This is a genomic window from Filimonas lacunae (assembly GCF_002355595.1).
In the GTDB taxonomy this organism is placed as follows: Bacteria; Bacteroidota; Bacteroidia; order Chitinophagales; family Chitinophagaceae; genus Filimonas; species Filimonas lacunae.
The window spans coordinates 5028745-5043830 of the sequence record NZ_AP017422.1 but is presented as its reverse complement, the minus strand read 5'-3'; the positions used below and the strand labels follow the sequence as shown (position 1 = coordinate 5043830).

Here is a 15086-nt window from a genome sequence, read left to right as displayed (position 1 = left end):
TTTTGGGGTTGAATTTAAGGTATACATTGAAAAAAGCCGGCTATCAGCCGGCTTTTGACACTTGAAAAATAATAAATATGCGTTTATTCCTTAGTAATGCTCCAGATTGTGTTGGAAGCATCATCTGCCACCAGCATGCTGCCATTTTGTAATACGGCCACACCTACCGGGCGACCATATACATTATTATTGCCCGCTGCTGTGTTGATAAACCCGGTTAAAAAGTCTTCGGGTTTACCATTGGGGTGCCCGTTTTTAAAAGGTACAAATACTACTTTGTAGCCTACCAGGGTGCTATTGTTCCAGGAACCGTGCTGGCCAATGAAGGCCCCGTTCTTATACTTGTCGGGAAAAGCGTCTTTATCGTAAAACGCCAGTCCCAGAGAAGCGGTGTGCGATCCTAAAGGCACGTCGGGCACAATGGCTTTGGCTACCAGGTCTTCGCGCTGATTGTTTAAACGAGGATCTTTATGATTGCCGAAGTAGCTGTAAGGCCAGCCATAAAAGCCGCCTTCTTTTACAGAGGTCAGGTAATCGGGCACCAGGCCATCGCCCAGGTTATCCCTTTCGTTTACTGCAGTCCATAAGCTGGCACTGCCAGGTGCCCAGGCCATGCCCACAGGGTTACGTAGTCCGCTGGCATAAATGCGTTCGCCCGATCCATCGGGGTTTATCTCTAATATATTGGCCCTTCTAATCTCGTTTTCCATCCCATGCTCTGCCACATTAGACCCGGAACCTACAGATACATATATTTTGGAACCGTTGCCATTGGCCACTATATTACGTGTCCAGTGATTGTTGTAACCGCCTTTGGGCAGGTCGAGAATCTTTTGGGCCTTACCGGTTATTTTATGTGTTTGGGCATTATAAGGATAACGGAGTAGTGCATTGGTATTAGCTACGTAGAAGAAATTTCCCAAAACCAACATTCCAAAAGGCTGTTCCAGGCCTGACAGAAAAACTTCCTGCACATCAGGCACACCATCGTTAGTGGTGTCGCGAAACAATAATACATTATTGGCGCTGTTGCCCAGGTTTTGTGATTTGCCTTTGCCGGAAATGGCGGCTGCAGCTTTTTTGATGGCATTGGCGTCGGTACTTGCCTGGGTTACGAAAATGTCGCCATTGGATGCCTGGTAAATCCAGCGGGGATTATTCAGTTCTCCTGCAAATTTTACCACTTTAAAGCCATGTGGTGCTTTTGGGGTTATTCCTTCGGGCCAGCCGGTGACATTGCTGAACAAATTAGAGGATTTAGTGGCAAATGGTGCAGGGAGCTCTACAGAATCGGTGCGGGTAGCTACGGTATCTGCCGGTGTGTTGGTGGTATTATTCTGCTGATTTGTACCTGTTTGGCAGGAAATCAGGGCTACCACTGTACAAAATGACATAATCACAAATTTCATAAAAAGAGGTGTTTGGCTTAGTGCTGCAATAGGAGTGCCATTAATGATGGCACACTAACTGCCATTTTTTCACTCTAACAGGCAGTGGCATAATGATTGAGAAATGTAAATGTAACAACAAGGAAATTAAATTAATATGGGAAAGATAATTGGAATAGACCTGGGTACTACCAACAGTTGTGTAGCCGTAATGGAAGGTAACGAACCGGTGGTAATAGCCAACGATGAAGGCCGTCGCACTACACCGTCTGTAGTAGCATTTCTTAAAAATGGAGAACGTAAGGTGGGCGACCCTGCCAAGCGTCAGGCAATTACCAACCCGCATAACACTATAATGAGTGTGAAGCGTTTTATGGGTCGCCGTCACGACGAAGTGACCGAAGAAATCAGCCATTGGAGCTATAAAGTGGCAAAAGGTGACAATAATACCGTTCGCGTTGATATTGACGGACGCTTATATACGCCACAGGAAATTTCTGCTATGGTGCTTCAGAAAATGAAGAAAACCGCAGAAGACTACCTGGGCCAGGAAGTTACAGAAGCGGTTATCACGGTTCCTGCTTACTTTAACGACGCTCAGCGTCAGGCTACTAAAGAAGCTGGTGAAATCGCTGGTTTAAATGTACGCCGTATTGTAAACGAACCTACTGCCGCTGCGCTGGCTTACGGTTTGGACAAAGCCGGTAAAGAGCAAAAAATTGCCGTATTCGACTTAGGTGGTGGTACATTCGATATCTCTATCCTGGATTTGGGTGACGGTGTATTTGAAGTAAAATCTACCAACGGTGATACGCACTTAGGTGGTGACGACTTTGATAAAGTAATTATGGACTGGCTGGCTGACGAATTCAAGAAAGATGAAAACGTTGACCTGCGTAAAGATCCTATGGCTTTACAGCGTTTGAAAGAAGCTGCTGAAAAAGCGAAAGTAGAACTGTCTTCTTCTTCAGAAACAGAAATTAACCTGCCTTATATCACTGCTATTGACGGTGTGCCTAAACACTTAGTGTTAAAGTTGAGCCGTGCTAAATTTGAGCAGTTAGCAGATAAGCTGTTTGAAAGATGTTTGAGGCCTTGTGAAGCTGCCCTGAAAGATGCAGGTTACAGCACTTCACAAATTGATGAAGTTATCCTGGTAGGTGGTTCCAGCCGTATTCCTAAAGTTCAGGAAATTGTTGAGAAGTTCTTTGGTAAAAAAGCCAACAGAAGCGTAAACCCGGATGAGGTTGTTGCTGTAGGTGCTGCTATTCAAGGTGCGGTATTAACCGGTGAAGTGAAAGATGTGTTACTGTTAGACGTTACTCCATTAAGCCTGGGTATTGAAACCATGGGCGGTGTAATGACTACCATGATCCCAAGCAACACCACTATCCCTACCAAGAAGTCGGAAGTATATTCTACTGCCAGCGACAATCAGCCTGGTGTACAAATACACGTTCTGCAGGGTGAAAGACCTATGGCTACTCAAAACAAGAGCCTGGGTGTATTCAATCTGGATGGTATTCCACCAGCACCACGTGGTGTTCCGCAAATTGAAGTAACCTTCGATATCGATGCCAACGGTATCCTGCATGTAAGTGCAAAGGACAAAGGCACCGGTAAAGAACAGAAAATTCGTATTGAAGCGGGTAGCGGCTTAAGCAAGGAAGAAATTGAAAAAATGAAAGCCGAAGCTAAAGCGAACGAAGGTGCAGATAAAGAAGCACGCGATCGCGTAGAAAAGCTGAACCAGGCCGACAGTATGATTTTCCAAACAGAAAAGCAACTGAAAGATTTTGGCGATAAAGTTCCTGCTGATAAAAAAGCGCCTATCGAAGCTGCCTTAGAGAAGCTGAAAGAAGCGCATAAAAACCAGGATTTTGCTGGTGTAGAAACTCACCTGGCTGAATTGAACACTGCATGGACTGCCGCTAGTGAAGAAATTTACAAAGCGCAACAAGATGGTGGTCAACCAGGTGCAGATGCTGCTCACGCAGGCGCACAAACTGCAGATAACGCAGGCGATCATGTAACCGATGCAGAGTTTGAAGAAGTGAAATAGTCGGATTCATTATATGTGATATAAAAAGGCCAGTCAGTAATGACTGGCTTTTTTGCGTATTGTATTTGAATTGAATTTTAGTAACTTCGGATTCAAACGTCATATTAATGGGTAGCAATCAGATAAAGTTATTATTAGATCTGGCAAAGCAGATCGAATCTGAGCCAAGGAAAAAGGCAGAGATTGTGGAGACCCTGACCGCAGCAAAAATTCTTACTCCTAAAGGGAAATTTACCAGTCATTACTCAAATCTTAGAAAGGTAGTAGCTACTCCTAAATAATGTACAGTAACAGACCTAACCTTATGCTCGGATTCCACGGATGTGATGAATCTATAAGGAATAAGCTCGTGTTAAGCCCTAATACAGTTAAGAAAAGCGAAGAGGTGTTTGATTGGTTAGGACATGGGTTTTATGTTTGGGAAAATAATTACGAAAGAGCATTTAAGTGGGCAAAGGATAAGAAAAAGCGTGGTAAACTGACTAAGCCTGCTGTACTAGGAGTTATGTATCAGTTAGATAATTGTCTTGATTTAACAGATTCCGGATCTATTAGTGTTTTATCAACTTATTATAATTTTATGAAGGTTGATTTTCAGGCATTAGGGTCTGAACTGCCAAAGAATAAAGATCTTCCCCAATCACTTTATCACGATTTGGTTTTTCGTGAACTGGATTGTGCTGTAATAGAATACATGCATCAGAAAATTGAAGAAAAAATCAATTTAGATATAAGAAGGCAAGGGTTTAGTGATTTAAAACACTTTGATACCGCCAGAGGGATTTTTACAGAAGGAGGGCCTGCGTTTGAAGGGGCAGGTATTCAATCTAAGAATCATATTCAAATTTGTATTAGAAATTTAAATTGTATCAAAGGCTTTTTTGTTCCAAGAGATGAAGCTCCGTTTCCTTTAAATTGGTAATGTTTTCTTGATTTTTCACATGTCTAGAATTGTTAAGTTGTCAATAGCATTCTCATCTGCTTTGATAAATAACCCAATCCGCTTATAAACCATAAAAACACATGAAGCAAACCATTACAGTAATTACTGTTGTTCTCCTGATTACCCTTGCAGGGTGCAAACCCAACAAGCAAAAGGAAAACACAAGCAAAAACATGGAAATGCCCAAAATAACCAAACCCGTAGAGAACATTGAAGCGACCCCGGAACAACGGGAGAGACGCAACAAATCTGAAGACATTTGTAAAGCACATGACGTTCCTGTGTATGTAAATCCTAATTCGTTATTTGTAGAAACGGATGAAAAAGTAACCATTCGCAGTAAAGACGAAGTGGTGGATAGGGCGTTAGCTTTATTATACATCGGACTCAAAAGCGAAGGGCTGGAGCAGAAATATTTAGATCAGATTGAGAAGGAGTATGGGATAAAGCAAAAGCTTTCTGAGAAGGAAAAAGATTATGCTTTCGCGCCTAATGCCACCGAGCAGCAAAAAACGGATGCTAACTGGCGATATGAAAGTTTGCATGTGATGCTTTGGGCTTTAGGTTTTATAGATCAGTTAGTGTATCCTGACCAGATGTGTGATGTAGCGAGTGATGTAAAAATAATTCATGGTCTTTCGGAGAAGCAGTTCAGAGACAAAGCCAGGCTGAGAAGCAAGAGTGAAATTCTTGATCAGGCAGACCTTATTTTACGATTAGATTGGGCTTGTGTAAGCGCAAAAGTGGCTAATAAGCCTGCCCCGGGGCATCTGGATAAAAGCGTTGTTTATGAAAGGCATTATTCATTAAACTGGCTTATTAATTATCTGAATCAATACTGGGATGATGTTTCTGCTGATACATAATTCATATTAAACATTCATTGATGACAGTTGCAGGATTGGAAGATAATATCCGGAAACTTGTTTCGGACTTGCTTACTATGGCAAGAGAGCTGACATGGAATACTATTTCAGATAATTGTAAGTACATTATAACAGAGATTAAAGACATTCAGGGTAATATTCATGAAGAAAAAAGACTGCAACAAAAGATCAATAAACAGAAAATACCGTTGGAGTGGCAAGAGATTATGCCAACGTTAAATGCGTTATATGATAATGTCTATGATTTCAATCTTTATGTTTATAGGGCTAAGAAAAATGTAACTATAATAGAAATTTGCTATTATCCAAAGTCATCTCTCGGGGTTGCTTACCACGAAGAGGTTTTGCATAATCCACCTATGTATCATTGTAAGGTAGCCATGCCGTGGGTAGATGATAAGAAAAAGAAGTTTAATATTAACTGGCAGCATTATGAAATGTTGATCAAGTGGAGAATGTTCTGGGAGAGATTAAAGCTAAAAGTTAATTAAGTATCCTTCTAACTGTATCATTCTGATGTGCCGCCGTATACGGAACCTTACGTGCGGTGGCTCCAAACTATTCTTATCTTTTATACACAGCCAGGTGATATAGGATAACTGGCAAATGATTCTAAAAGTGCTTTATATACCAGGCGGTTGGCTCGCCTGGTATTCCATTTCCGGCTTCGTAAAAACTGAACCTTTTTTGTAAGCTTGTTAAAGTCGTCGTTGGGCTTTGTGAAATCGCCTAGCCGGGCAGGAGCGTATTTTTTATCCAGCTTTTGAAACCGGCTTTTTCTTTTAGGGGAAGTCAACGTTTTTACAGGAGGTGCAGCTATGATAATGGTGGTAGCTTCTGCTTGTAAAAGTGTAAGAACTTCTTCCGTAGAATGGCCTTGTTTTAACCATAGAATGGCTTTTCCTGCCAGTTGCTGGTAATGTTTTCGTTGTTTGCCGGAAGGTAATGCCTGGTATACGGTGGATGCAAGCGGGGAAGCTATTTTAAGCCAGTGGGCGTATTGGCGAAGTCCTGCAAATTCAGGTGCTGTTTTCACCCGTTTACTGCCGGGTGGATTGCTGATGCGGGCTAATCCTTCGCCATTGGCTACATAAAAATTGACGCCGCCAATAGTTCCTTTTATCCAGATAGGCCCAAGCTGCTTTGCCATAACATACGGATTTTGCTTTCTGAATTTAATGATTTTTTTTATGAACTGCTTATTTGTTTTTTAACCTAATAGCGCCTGGTATAAGGCATTCATATTTGTATGGAATATGAATAGAAATAAATATTATGTTTGAATTATTTTAATCATACACCATTTTTTACTTCTTTGAGTGCTAACCTATATGTTGCGATTTGAACGCTTTATCCCAGGGGATGGCATACATCATCCATACGGTTAGCATGCTTATAGTATAGGTTTGATATAGGGTTAACCCGCCTTTGGTGTAGCTATATCGTCTTACATAATGTTATTATAAGCTGACCGGGTTATATGCTGTTCTGGCTCGATTTTCGGTAATTATCATTTCTCCTGGTTAACCTAAAAATCGGCACTCATGAAAAGACATCTTTTGCCGGTATTATTGACGGCATTGCTAATAGGAACAGTGGCTCAGGCGCAGCAATTGGAAGGCGTATATGCGGGGGCTGAATTGTACAACACTCCTTTTAATGGTATGCAAATCAGCTACCTGGCATTTTATCTTAGAAAAGACAAAACATTTAGTGATAAGCTGGATGCGACAGACTGGCAAACCCATAAAAGCGGCACTTACAGTGTAAATGATGGGGTGTTGCAGCTGGTGTTTGCCAATGGAGAGGATAGTAAAAAATACCGGTTAAGTAAAAATGGTAATCTGGAAAGCACTGCTGGTATTAAACATACCCTGCACAAACTACAACGCGTGGATCGTATACCTGAAGGGTATTATCAAATGAAATCAGCTGATTATAGTGGTGGCATGGGAACAGGAACGCCGGGTGTATTTTCTTCTGCTTCTAAAGGTTTGTATTTTGATGGTAAAGGTCATTTTTCGCTGGATGGTTCCAGGCTGGTGAGCATTGGTGGTGATGCTGCCGGCGGTACAGTGGCCGGTAAGTTTGAAAAAAATAAGCCGCCTACCGGGGGAACGTATCAGTTGACTAATGGCGAGATTGTTTTACAGTATAATAATGGAACTGTTTCGCGACATAGTTTCTTTTACAGTCCACCTAAAGAAGAAGACCTGGTTTTGCTGGATGGAGTGTTTTACTTTAAAGAGGAACCGGAAAACACTACTACAAGTGCTTCTGCGAGAAGCAGCCATACGCCTGCTTCATCTGCAACCTCTTCAACAGATATATCTGCAACGGCTTCATTACTGGAAAAATTAAGGCAACGTTATGGCGGTATTGCTATTGATAAAATAGTAAGATTGAAAGAAGTTGCCACTATCAGTCCCAACCTTGAAGCGGTTACTTTAACGGATATCAGCAACCAGAAGATGCGGATAGAAATACGGCAGGGTGGCAAGTTATTGCTGGTAAAGATGATGGATAAAAACTCGGGTTGGCAATGGCAAAATGGGGCTATACACTCTATGGCGCCAGATGATTTAACAGAGATGCGTTTAAGCCTGTACCAGGGTGTTTTGGGGCTGCATCAAAAACTCAACACGTTTTTTATGAATGGAACGGTTTCCAGTAAGCAAGGAGATTATATGGTAACCTTTTCGGTGAATGATAAGCAGGTGGTTTACCTGGTAGGAGGTGATTACAGTATGAAAGGAAATGCCTACTCCATCACGGGAAAGCCTAATATATCTGTATATAAAAAGTTTATTCAAACAGAAGGTATTTCTTTTCCTTCTGTTACAGAATCTTCAGACGGCTCCCATACAATTACTGTAACAACAACAGCAGTGGTCATTAATCCGGTTATCCAGGATACGGAATGGGCACAGCCCTAAAAAAAGGAAAAGGTGTACTCTCCTGCATTGCTGCGCTCAAGTACACCTGATCATGAAACAGAAGGGGGAAGGGGAATAATAATTTAGTACCCTGTATTTTGACTCATATTCGTATTAATATCTGTTTCGGCCTTCGGAATAGGAAATAGTAGGTTAGTGGTAGAAGGCTTCACCACAATGCTGTCTGCGGCTGTTTCAGAGATAGGTTTGGTAAAGGTTCTCTGTAAACGGTACAGGTCGTAGAAGCGGTTACCTTCAAAAGCCAGTTCTTTTCTTCTTTCGTTGATAATATCTTCCAGCACCTGTGTTCCGCTATTGGCATAAGCTTTTGCGGAAGGATCTCTTTGCTGTGCCACTTTGTTCAGGTACAGGTTGGCATTGGTGATATCACTGCCGTTGTAATAAGCTTCTGCCAGTATGAGCAGCACATCTGAGTAACGGATCACTTTGTAATCGGCATTGTAGCTGCTGTATTTTAAGCTGAAATAGGTGGTATTGGACTGGCCGGTACGGGAAGCTGTTTTCATCAGGCTTCTTCTTGCATCGGTGGTACTAAACAGGTTGTATACAGCGGGATTTACCAGCACATCGCCATAGCTACCGCCCAGGGCAGAAGTGAGGTAAATGCCTGAGATGGAGTTGCTGCCATTGTTGGCGTTGTCATCTGCTGCAATTTCAAACAGGGTTTCCAATCCATCGGTACGCGTAGTTAAAGTAGCCCAGTAATCACTATAAGCGGTGCTGCTGGCCAAAGAGAAGGAGCTGCTGCTTACTACTTTTAAGGCCTGTGTTTTAGCATTATTCCAGTCGCCCATAAATTGATAAACGCGGGCCATCAATGCGTATATGGCATACTTGCTCACCTCAGATGTGTTTAACTGTCGGGTGGTGCCGGTGCTAAAGGTCATGGTATTACCTAATTTATAGCTGATGAGTGAATCGGCTTTGTTTAAGTCTTTCAGTATTTGTGTATACACCTGGCCTATGGAGTTGCGGGCTGGTTTGGCAAACTGATCGTATTGCAATACAATAGGAACACCTGCTGCACTGGTATCGGCTGCATACGGGGCGGCAAAGTTTCTTACCAGCTCAAAATGCATCAGGGCTCTGATAGCGTAGGCTTCTCCTCTCAGTTGCTTTGTGTTGGTGTCGTCAGTAATAGTAGCGTTGATGATGTTGTTGGCATCTTTAATGGCTGCATAGCAATACAGCCATACTTCTTCAACGTAGGAGTCGGTGGAAATGATCTGGTATTTGTTCCAGTTGAGATAACGGCCGGAGTTGGAAGTGGCCATGAAAGCGTTGTCGCTCATTAAATCACCTCTCACGGGGATGCTGCGTCCGTATACACGATAGGATAACAGATCGTTGTACATACCATTTACAGCTGCATACATACTTACATCGTCGGTAATGGATTCGCTTAATACCACCCCATCGGTAGGAGATTTTTCGAGGAAGCTTTTGCTGCAGGAGGTGAATGCCGCTGCCAGTAAAAATGCTCCTGCTATATATATCTTTCTCATTTGTTTCTTTTGAATCATAAAAAAATGTGCATTGCTTTAGAAGCCTACGTTTAAGCCAATGGTCATTGTTTTGGATAATAGCAAGCCTTGCAGGTTGGTGCCGTTTACGCCTTGCTCGGGATCAAAAGGAATGCTTTTGTCGTAGATTTTAGTCCAGAAGTTGCTGCCACGTACGTACAGGTTTACAGATGTTAAGTGCATGCGCTCCAGCATTTTGTTGGTGCTGCTGTTCATTCTATAGCCTAACTGAACGTTCTTTAAGCGGATGTAGTCGCCTTTGTATAAGGCTCTTTCGCCACTGGTGGTGTTGGTTTCGCCATATACATATTTGGGAACATTGGTAATGTCGCCGGCTTTTTGCCACCTGTTTAGGTTAGCTGCATATTTACCACGCGTAGGGTAAGCGGCTCCCATAAAGTAAGTGCCATAGCTGTCGTATACGTAGTTGCCATAGTTGTAGTAGAAGTCGAAATTAAGCGAGAAGCCTTTATAGGTGAAGGTGTTGTTTAATCCTCCGAAATATTTAGGAGAAGCGCTTTTGCCTACAAACTGGTAACCGGCACTGCTGTATGAGGTGGTAGTGGTTGCACGGGTGGCATCGGTATACCATAATGCACTACCGGTAGCAGGATCTACACCTGCAAATGCTTTCAGGTAGTAGGAGTTGATGTCCATACCTTCTTTAAAGCGTTTGGTTCCATCGTTGGCATTGGCCATTTCGGCATGGTTGGGTAATTCCAGGATGGTGTTTTTGTTATGCGCGATGTTAAAGCTGATATCCCATTGAAAATCTTTTTTCTGGATAGGAGTGGCGTTGATGGCGAATTCCCAACCTCTGTTACGCATTTTACCAATGTTGTTGGAATATTTGCTAAAGCCCACTGTTTCTGATAACGGGTTATCAAACAGCATGTCATCTGCTACTTTATTGTAGTAATCGGCAGTGATGTTGATCCTGTTTTTAAAGAAGCCTGCATCAATACCAAAGTCCAGCTGGCTGTTCTTTTCCCAGGTAAGGTTGGGATTACCGGCATTGTAGAAAACACCACCTGCTACACCATTATAGGCATAACCATAATTAAAGGTTTTCATGGAAGCGTAGTTGTCAATGCCAGCGTTACCGGATTTGCCGTAAGTAGCGCGGAATTTGAGTAAGCTGATGGGTTTAACTGATTTCATAAACTCCTCCTCGCTCACGTTCCAGGTAAAACCAGCTGCGGGGAAGGTGCCGTATTTGTTGGCATCGCTAAAGCGGGAAGATCCATCCCGGCGCATGCTCAGGTATAATGAATAGCGGCTATCGTAGCTGAATACGGCATTGCCATACATAGAGGCAAAAGTGTAATCGCTGCCATAAGCGCCTGCGCTAACAGCAGTGGCTGCGTTTACAGAATAAGGCAGGTCCATGTTGAATGGATAGCTTTTGGCAGTAGATGTTTGTTTGTAGCGGCTGCTGCTGATGGCTTCATAACCTACTTTAAAATCAGCAGTGAGTTTGCTGGCTTTTATAATATCCAGGTGGTAATCGGCCTGGTTGTACCAATCCCACAGGAAATATCGGTTGTATACATCAGAAGAATAACCGCCGTACGATTTACCATCGCCATGGTAGGGGTTGTTATAGGAAAACTCTTCCAGGTTATTGCTTTGAATGCCCATGTGAGAAGTGAATTTCAGGCCTTTGATAACTTTATATTCCAGGTTACCGCCGCCAATGATTTGCGTACTTCTCATCCAGTTTTTATCATGCGCCAATACATACAATGGGTTGTAGTGCGTGGCAAAGCCGGTGTCGTTGGCTGCTATGTTTAAGCTGCCATCGGCAGTATATGGGTTTTGTGTTGGGCGTAAGGTTAAAGCTACGTACCAGGGGTTGCCGTAATAACCAGAGCCGGAAGCGGGCGTATTCTGATACACGTTACCTACGTTCCAGTTGGTGGATACGGATACTTTATCGCTGATGTTATGGTTTACTTTCAGGTTGCCTGAAATTCTTCTAATACCAGAACCGATGTTGGCGCCTTCCTGCTGGAAATAACCGCCAGACATAAATATCTGTGTTTTGGCATCGCCTGCGGAAAGACTCAGGTTGTATTGTTGTTGTTTGCCGGTTTGGGTAGTAAGGCCTAACCAGTCTATATCTACACCATTACCATAGCCGTATTGTTTAAGGGTGCTGGTAATTTGTGCATCGGTATACGTGCCTTTGTTTACCATACCTTCTTTTAACAGTGCAAACCAATCGGCTGCACGCAGTGGCTTACCTGCATCGGGCAGGTTGGCATATTTAGATGCACCTACTTCGGTATCGAAACGTAACTGGCTTTTGCCGGTTTTACCTTTTTTGGTAGTAATGATGATAACACCGTTGGCGCCGCGTGAACCGTAAATAGAAGTGGCGGCGGCATCTTTTAATACAGAAACGCTTTCGATATCGTTGGCGTTGATATTGGATAATACGTTGGAAGTAGACTGGTTGGTTGACAGGTCGCCACTGTTAATTTGTACACCATCTACAACATATAAAGGCTGTGAAGTAGCGGTATAAGAGCCAATGCCCCGTATACGTACCTGCTGGTTGGCACCTGGCTGTCCGTTAGAGGAGGTAGACTGTAAACCGGCTACTTTGCCCTGCAACATCTGGTCAACAGAGGGCATGGGGGTGTTTTCTATTCTTTCGCCACCTATTTTGGCTACAGAACCGGTTAGTTGAGCTTTCTTCTGTGTACCATAGCCTGTTACCACCACTTCGGATAAGCTGCTGGTGCTGGCTGCCAGTTTAATGGTCATGTTATCTGATAAGATTGTTTCCTGTACTTCAAAGCCAATGGCTGAAATAACCAGTGCTGTTGCAGTGGCAGGAACATTGATGCTAAAAGAACCGTCAGCTTTGGTAAGCGTGCCTGCCTGAGCGCCTTTAATGGTAACCGAGGCATTTTCAACAGGATGGCCGGCTGCGTCGGTAATTTTACCGGTTACCTTTTTCTGTTGTGCTAATAGTTGCAGTGTGGAACAGAGTAACACCGCAATAACCATTAGTTGTTTTCTCATAATAAACACATTTTATAATTAATAAAAAATCACAGACGTTTGGTGCAGGTCATAACATTCCCGTCAGGCTTTTACGTTGCGGTAACAACCTGTTCAGGTAATAGCATAGCTGTATTCTTTGCTGTTGCGTGCGCAGTGCACACAATAGCATCCGTGGCCTGTTGCTGTGCAACAGGTGCCAGAATAACGGCTTCGTTTGTTTGGTGTAAATCAGAACAATGAAAGGTCAACTACCCGTGTAAAGCAAGCTTTACAGGATATGCGCGCCGGAATGTTTTATTGCTTCCGGTGCAGGAAGTGTAATAAGGGAATTCGCACAACGAATAAGGGGATGTGAAATAAAAGGACGTACAATCCACGCCTGGTAACGGTTTTACAATTTTCTCATGCCTATATATTTCATCAACACTGTAAACTTATGGATAACGACCGTATTTTTTTCGGTAAAAAGACCAAATGCCAAATTGTGTCGACATTAACAGAAAATAAAGCCAATTAACCTGAATAATATTGTGTTTGTTGTACGCAAATGGTAGAAACAATAATGGCATCCTTTGCGGGGATGCCATTATACATGGGAAATATAGAAAGGATTAGTAAGTCTTTAAACTGGCTCTGATCACAGAATCTTTCTGCGCAGTAGTTAACTGGCGGTTATACTGAACCAAAGCGTTTTCCCAATCACCGTAGGCTGCATTGGGCAGTACAATGAATTTTTTACCAAAGTCAGCGGCGGAGGATAATACATTGGATTCCCTTTCCTGCTGGCTCTTTTTATCAAACAAGGCACTGAAATCGCCCAGGTTATCGCCTAAAAGCAACACAATGTCGTGTGTCTGTAATACCTGCTGTCTTCTGCTTTCCTTGCTGGAAGCGGCACCGGGTTGTTTTAGCACCAGGTGTTCGTTATCGGCATAGGGAAAGCCATAACGTTGCAGGTTTTTTAAAGTGCCTTCCCGCTCCGTTTCATCCCGGTTGGTGATATAATAAACAGCTACCTGGTTGGCTGCTGCATATTTAAAAAAGCTAAGCGCACCGGCCAATGTATCGGCCTGGCCCAGTTGGGTCCAGCCATGCCAGCTGTCGGTGGTATAGTCTTTTCCCTGTAACGCCTGTTTGGCATCGTACGGGCTGTTATCCAGCATAGTTTCATCAATATCTGTTACTACTGCTAAAGGCCGGTTATGCGGCTGCTGTAACGCCAGTTGCAAACGCAGCTGAGCAATGTTATAGGCTTGCAGGCATAATGCCTTGTATTCTGCGGCTTTTTGCTGAAACAGGGAAGCCCATATTTTACCATCGGGTATTAATGTGCTTTCTGCCGTAGCGGTTGATGCGGGTTTTTGCGTGGCGCAACCTGCCAGTAAAGCGGCAGCCAGGATAAAACGGGAAGTTTTTTGCATATTACTTTACCATTAAACCGGTGAAAGAAAGATTTTAGATACTTACGTTAAAATCTCTCAAACAGTCGTTCAGGCTGGTTTTTAAGTCTGTGCTTTCTTTGCGTTTGCCAATGATCAGCGCACAGCTTACCTGGTATTCGCCCGCAGGGAATTTTTTGGTATAGCTACCGGGAATAACCACGCTTCTGGAAGGAACACGGCCTTTCATTTCAACAGGAGTATCTCCACTTACGTCAATGATTTTTGTAGATTGGGTCAGTACTACGTTTGCACCGAGTACGGCTTCTTTTTCTACAATTACGCCTTCTACCACAATACAACGGCTGCCTATGAAACAACCATCTTCAATGATTACGGGAGAAGCTTGTAATGGTTCTAAAACGCCACCTATGCCTACGCCACCGCTCAGGTGAACGCCTTTGCCAATTTGTGCGCAGCTGCCTACTGTAGCCCAGGTATCTACCATGGTACCTTCACCTACATAAGCGCCAATGTTTACATAGCTAGGCATTAATACTACGTTGCGGCCAATGAAGGCGCCATAACGTGCTACTGCATGGGGTACGGCACGTACGCCCAGGTTTGCATAGTTCTTTTTCAGTAACATTTTGTCATGAAACTCAAACGGCTCTACCGACCAGGTTTGCATTTGCTGAATACCAAAGTATAAAAGAATAGCCTGCTTTACCCACTCGTTCACAACCCAGCCGTTCTCTGTTGGAGAGGCTACACGTAAACGGCCTTTATCTACTTCTTCCATCGTAGTTTTAACGGCTTCTGAATAGGTGTTCTCTTTTAACAGCTCTCGGTTTGCCCATGCGTCCTGGATCAGTTGCTTTAATTCCATGATTGTTACAATTTTTCACAAAAATAGGCAAACTGAACTAAGG

At 43.2% G+C, this 15086-nt stretch carries 11 protein-coding genes; 5 read left to right on the top strand and 6 right to left on the bottom strand.

Annotated features, from left to right (window positions below; all coding sequences use genetic code 11):
* Positions 1-83 precede the first annotated feature (83 nt).
* On the bottom strand, positions 84-1394 hold the full coding sequence (locus FLA_RS19805; protein WP_231940289.1) for a PQQ-dependent sugar dehydrogenase: 1311 nt from the start codon (positions 1392-1394) through the stop codon (positions 84-86).
* 151 nt (positions 1395-1545) lie between these two features.
* Between FLA_RS19805 and dnaK the strand changes: the two genes are divergently transcribed.
* The 4 genes from dnaK to FLA_RS19785 all read left to right on the top strand — a co-directional run bounded on the left by dnaK (position 1546) and on the right by FLA_RS19785 (position 5771).
* On the top strand, positions 1546-3450 hold the full coding sequence (gene dnaK, locus FLA_RS19800; protein ID WP_076379224.1) for a molecular chaperone DnaK: 1905 nt from the start codon (positions 1546-1548) through the stop codon (positions 3448-3450).
* 304 nt (positions 3451-3754) lie between these two features.
* A complete protein-coding gene (locus FLA_RS19795) occupies positions 3755-4372 on the top strand; it encodes a hypothetical protein (RefSeq protein WP_197705811.1) in 618 nt (205 codons plus the stop codon).
* A 101-nt stretch (positions 4373-4473) separates the two neighbouring features.
* Positions 4474-5259 (top strand): DUF4272 domain-containing protein, encoded by a 786-nt coding sequence (locus FLA_RS19790; protein WP_084206226.1) that lies wholly within the window; start codon positions 4474-4476, stop codon positions 5257-5259.
* Positions 5260-5279: 20 nt separating this feature from the next.
* Positions 5280-5771 (top strand): hypothetical protein, encoded by a 492-nt coding sequence (locus tag FLA_RS19785; RefSeq protein ID WP_076379222.1) that lies wholly within the window; start codon positions 5280-5282, stop codon positions 5769-5771.
* An 80-nt stretch (positions 5772-5851) separates the two neighbouring features.
* On the opposite strand, the gene FLA_RS19780 is transcribed toward FLA_RS19785, so the two are convergent.
* Positions 5852-6430, bottom strand: coding sequence for a hypothetical protein (locus tag FLA_RS19780; RefSeq protein WP_076379221.1), 579 nt, complete (start codon positions 6428-6430; stop codon positions 5852-5854).
* 394 nt (positions 6431-6824) lie between these two features.
* Between FLA_RS19780 and FLA_RS19775 the strand changes: the two genes are divergently transcribed.
* Positions 6825-8216 (top strand): hypothetical protein, encoded by a 1392-nt coding sequence (locus tag FLA_RS19775; protein ID WP_076379220.1) that lies wholly within the window; start codon positions 6825-6827, stop codon positions 8214-8216.
* An 83-nt stretch (positions 8217-8299) separates the two neighbouring features.
* Here FLA_RS19775 and FLA_RS19770 read toward each other — a convergent pair whose 3' ends face one another.
* The 4 genes from FLA_RS19770 to FLA_RS19755 all read right to left on the bottom strand — a co-directional run bounded on the left by FLA_RS19770 (position 8300) and on the right by FLA_RS19755 (position 15043).
* Positions 8300-9742 carry a RagB/SusD family nutrient uptake outer membrane protein gene (locus FLA_RS19770; protein ID WP_159445103.1) on the bottom strand — a complete coding sequence of 481 codons (1443 nt, stop codon included), beginning with the start codon at positions 9740-9742 and terminating at the stop codon, positions 8300-8302.
* Positions 9743-9778: 36 nt separating this feature from the next.
* Positions 9779-12793, bottom strand: a complete 3015-nt coding sequence (locus FLA_RS19765) for a SusC/RagA family TonB-linked outer membrane protein (protein ID WP_084206225.1) — start codon at positions 12791-12793, stop codon at positions 9779-9781.
* 593 nt (positions 12794-13386) lie between these two features.
* Positions 13387-14196 carry a 5'-nucleotidase, lipoprotein e(P4) family gene (locus FLA_RS19760; RefSeq protein WP_076379217.1) on the bottom strand — a complete coding sequence of 270 codons (810 nt, stop codon included), beginning with the start codon at positions 14194-14196 and terminating at the stop codon, positions 13387-13389.
* 34 nt (positions 14197-14230) lie between these two features.
* Positions 14231-15043, bottom strand: coding sequence for a 2,3,4,5-tetrahydropyridine-2,6-dicarboxylate N-succinyltransferase (locus FLA_RS19755; RefSeq protein WP_076379216.1), 813 nt, complete (start codon positions 15041-15043; stop codon positions 14231-14233).
* Between the last annotated feature and the right edge of the window lie 43 nt (positions 15044-15086).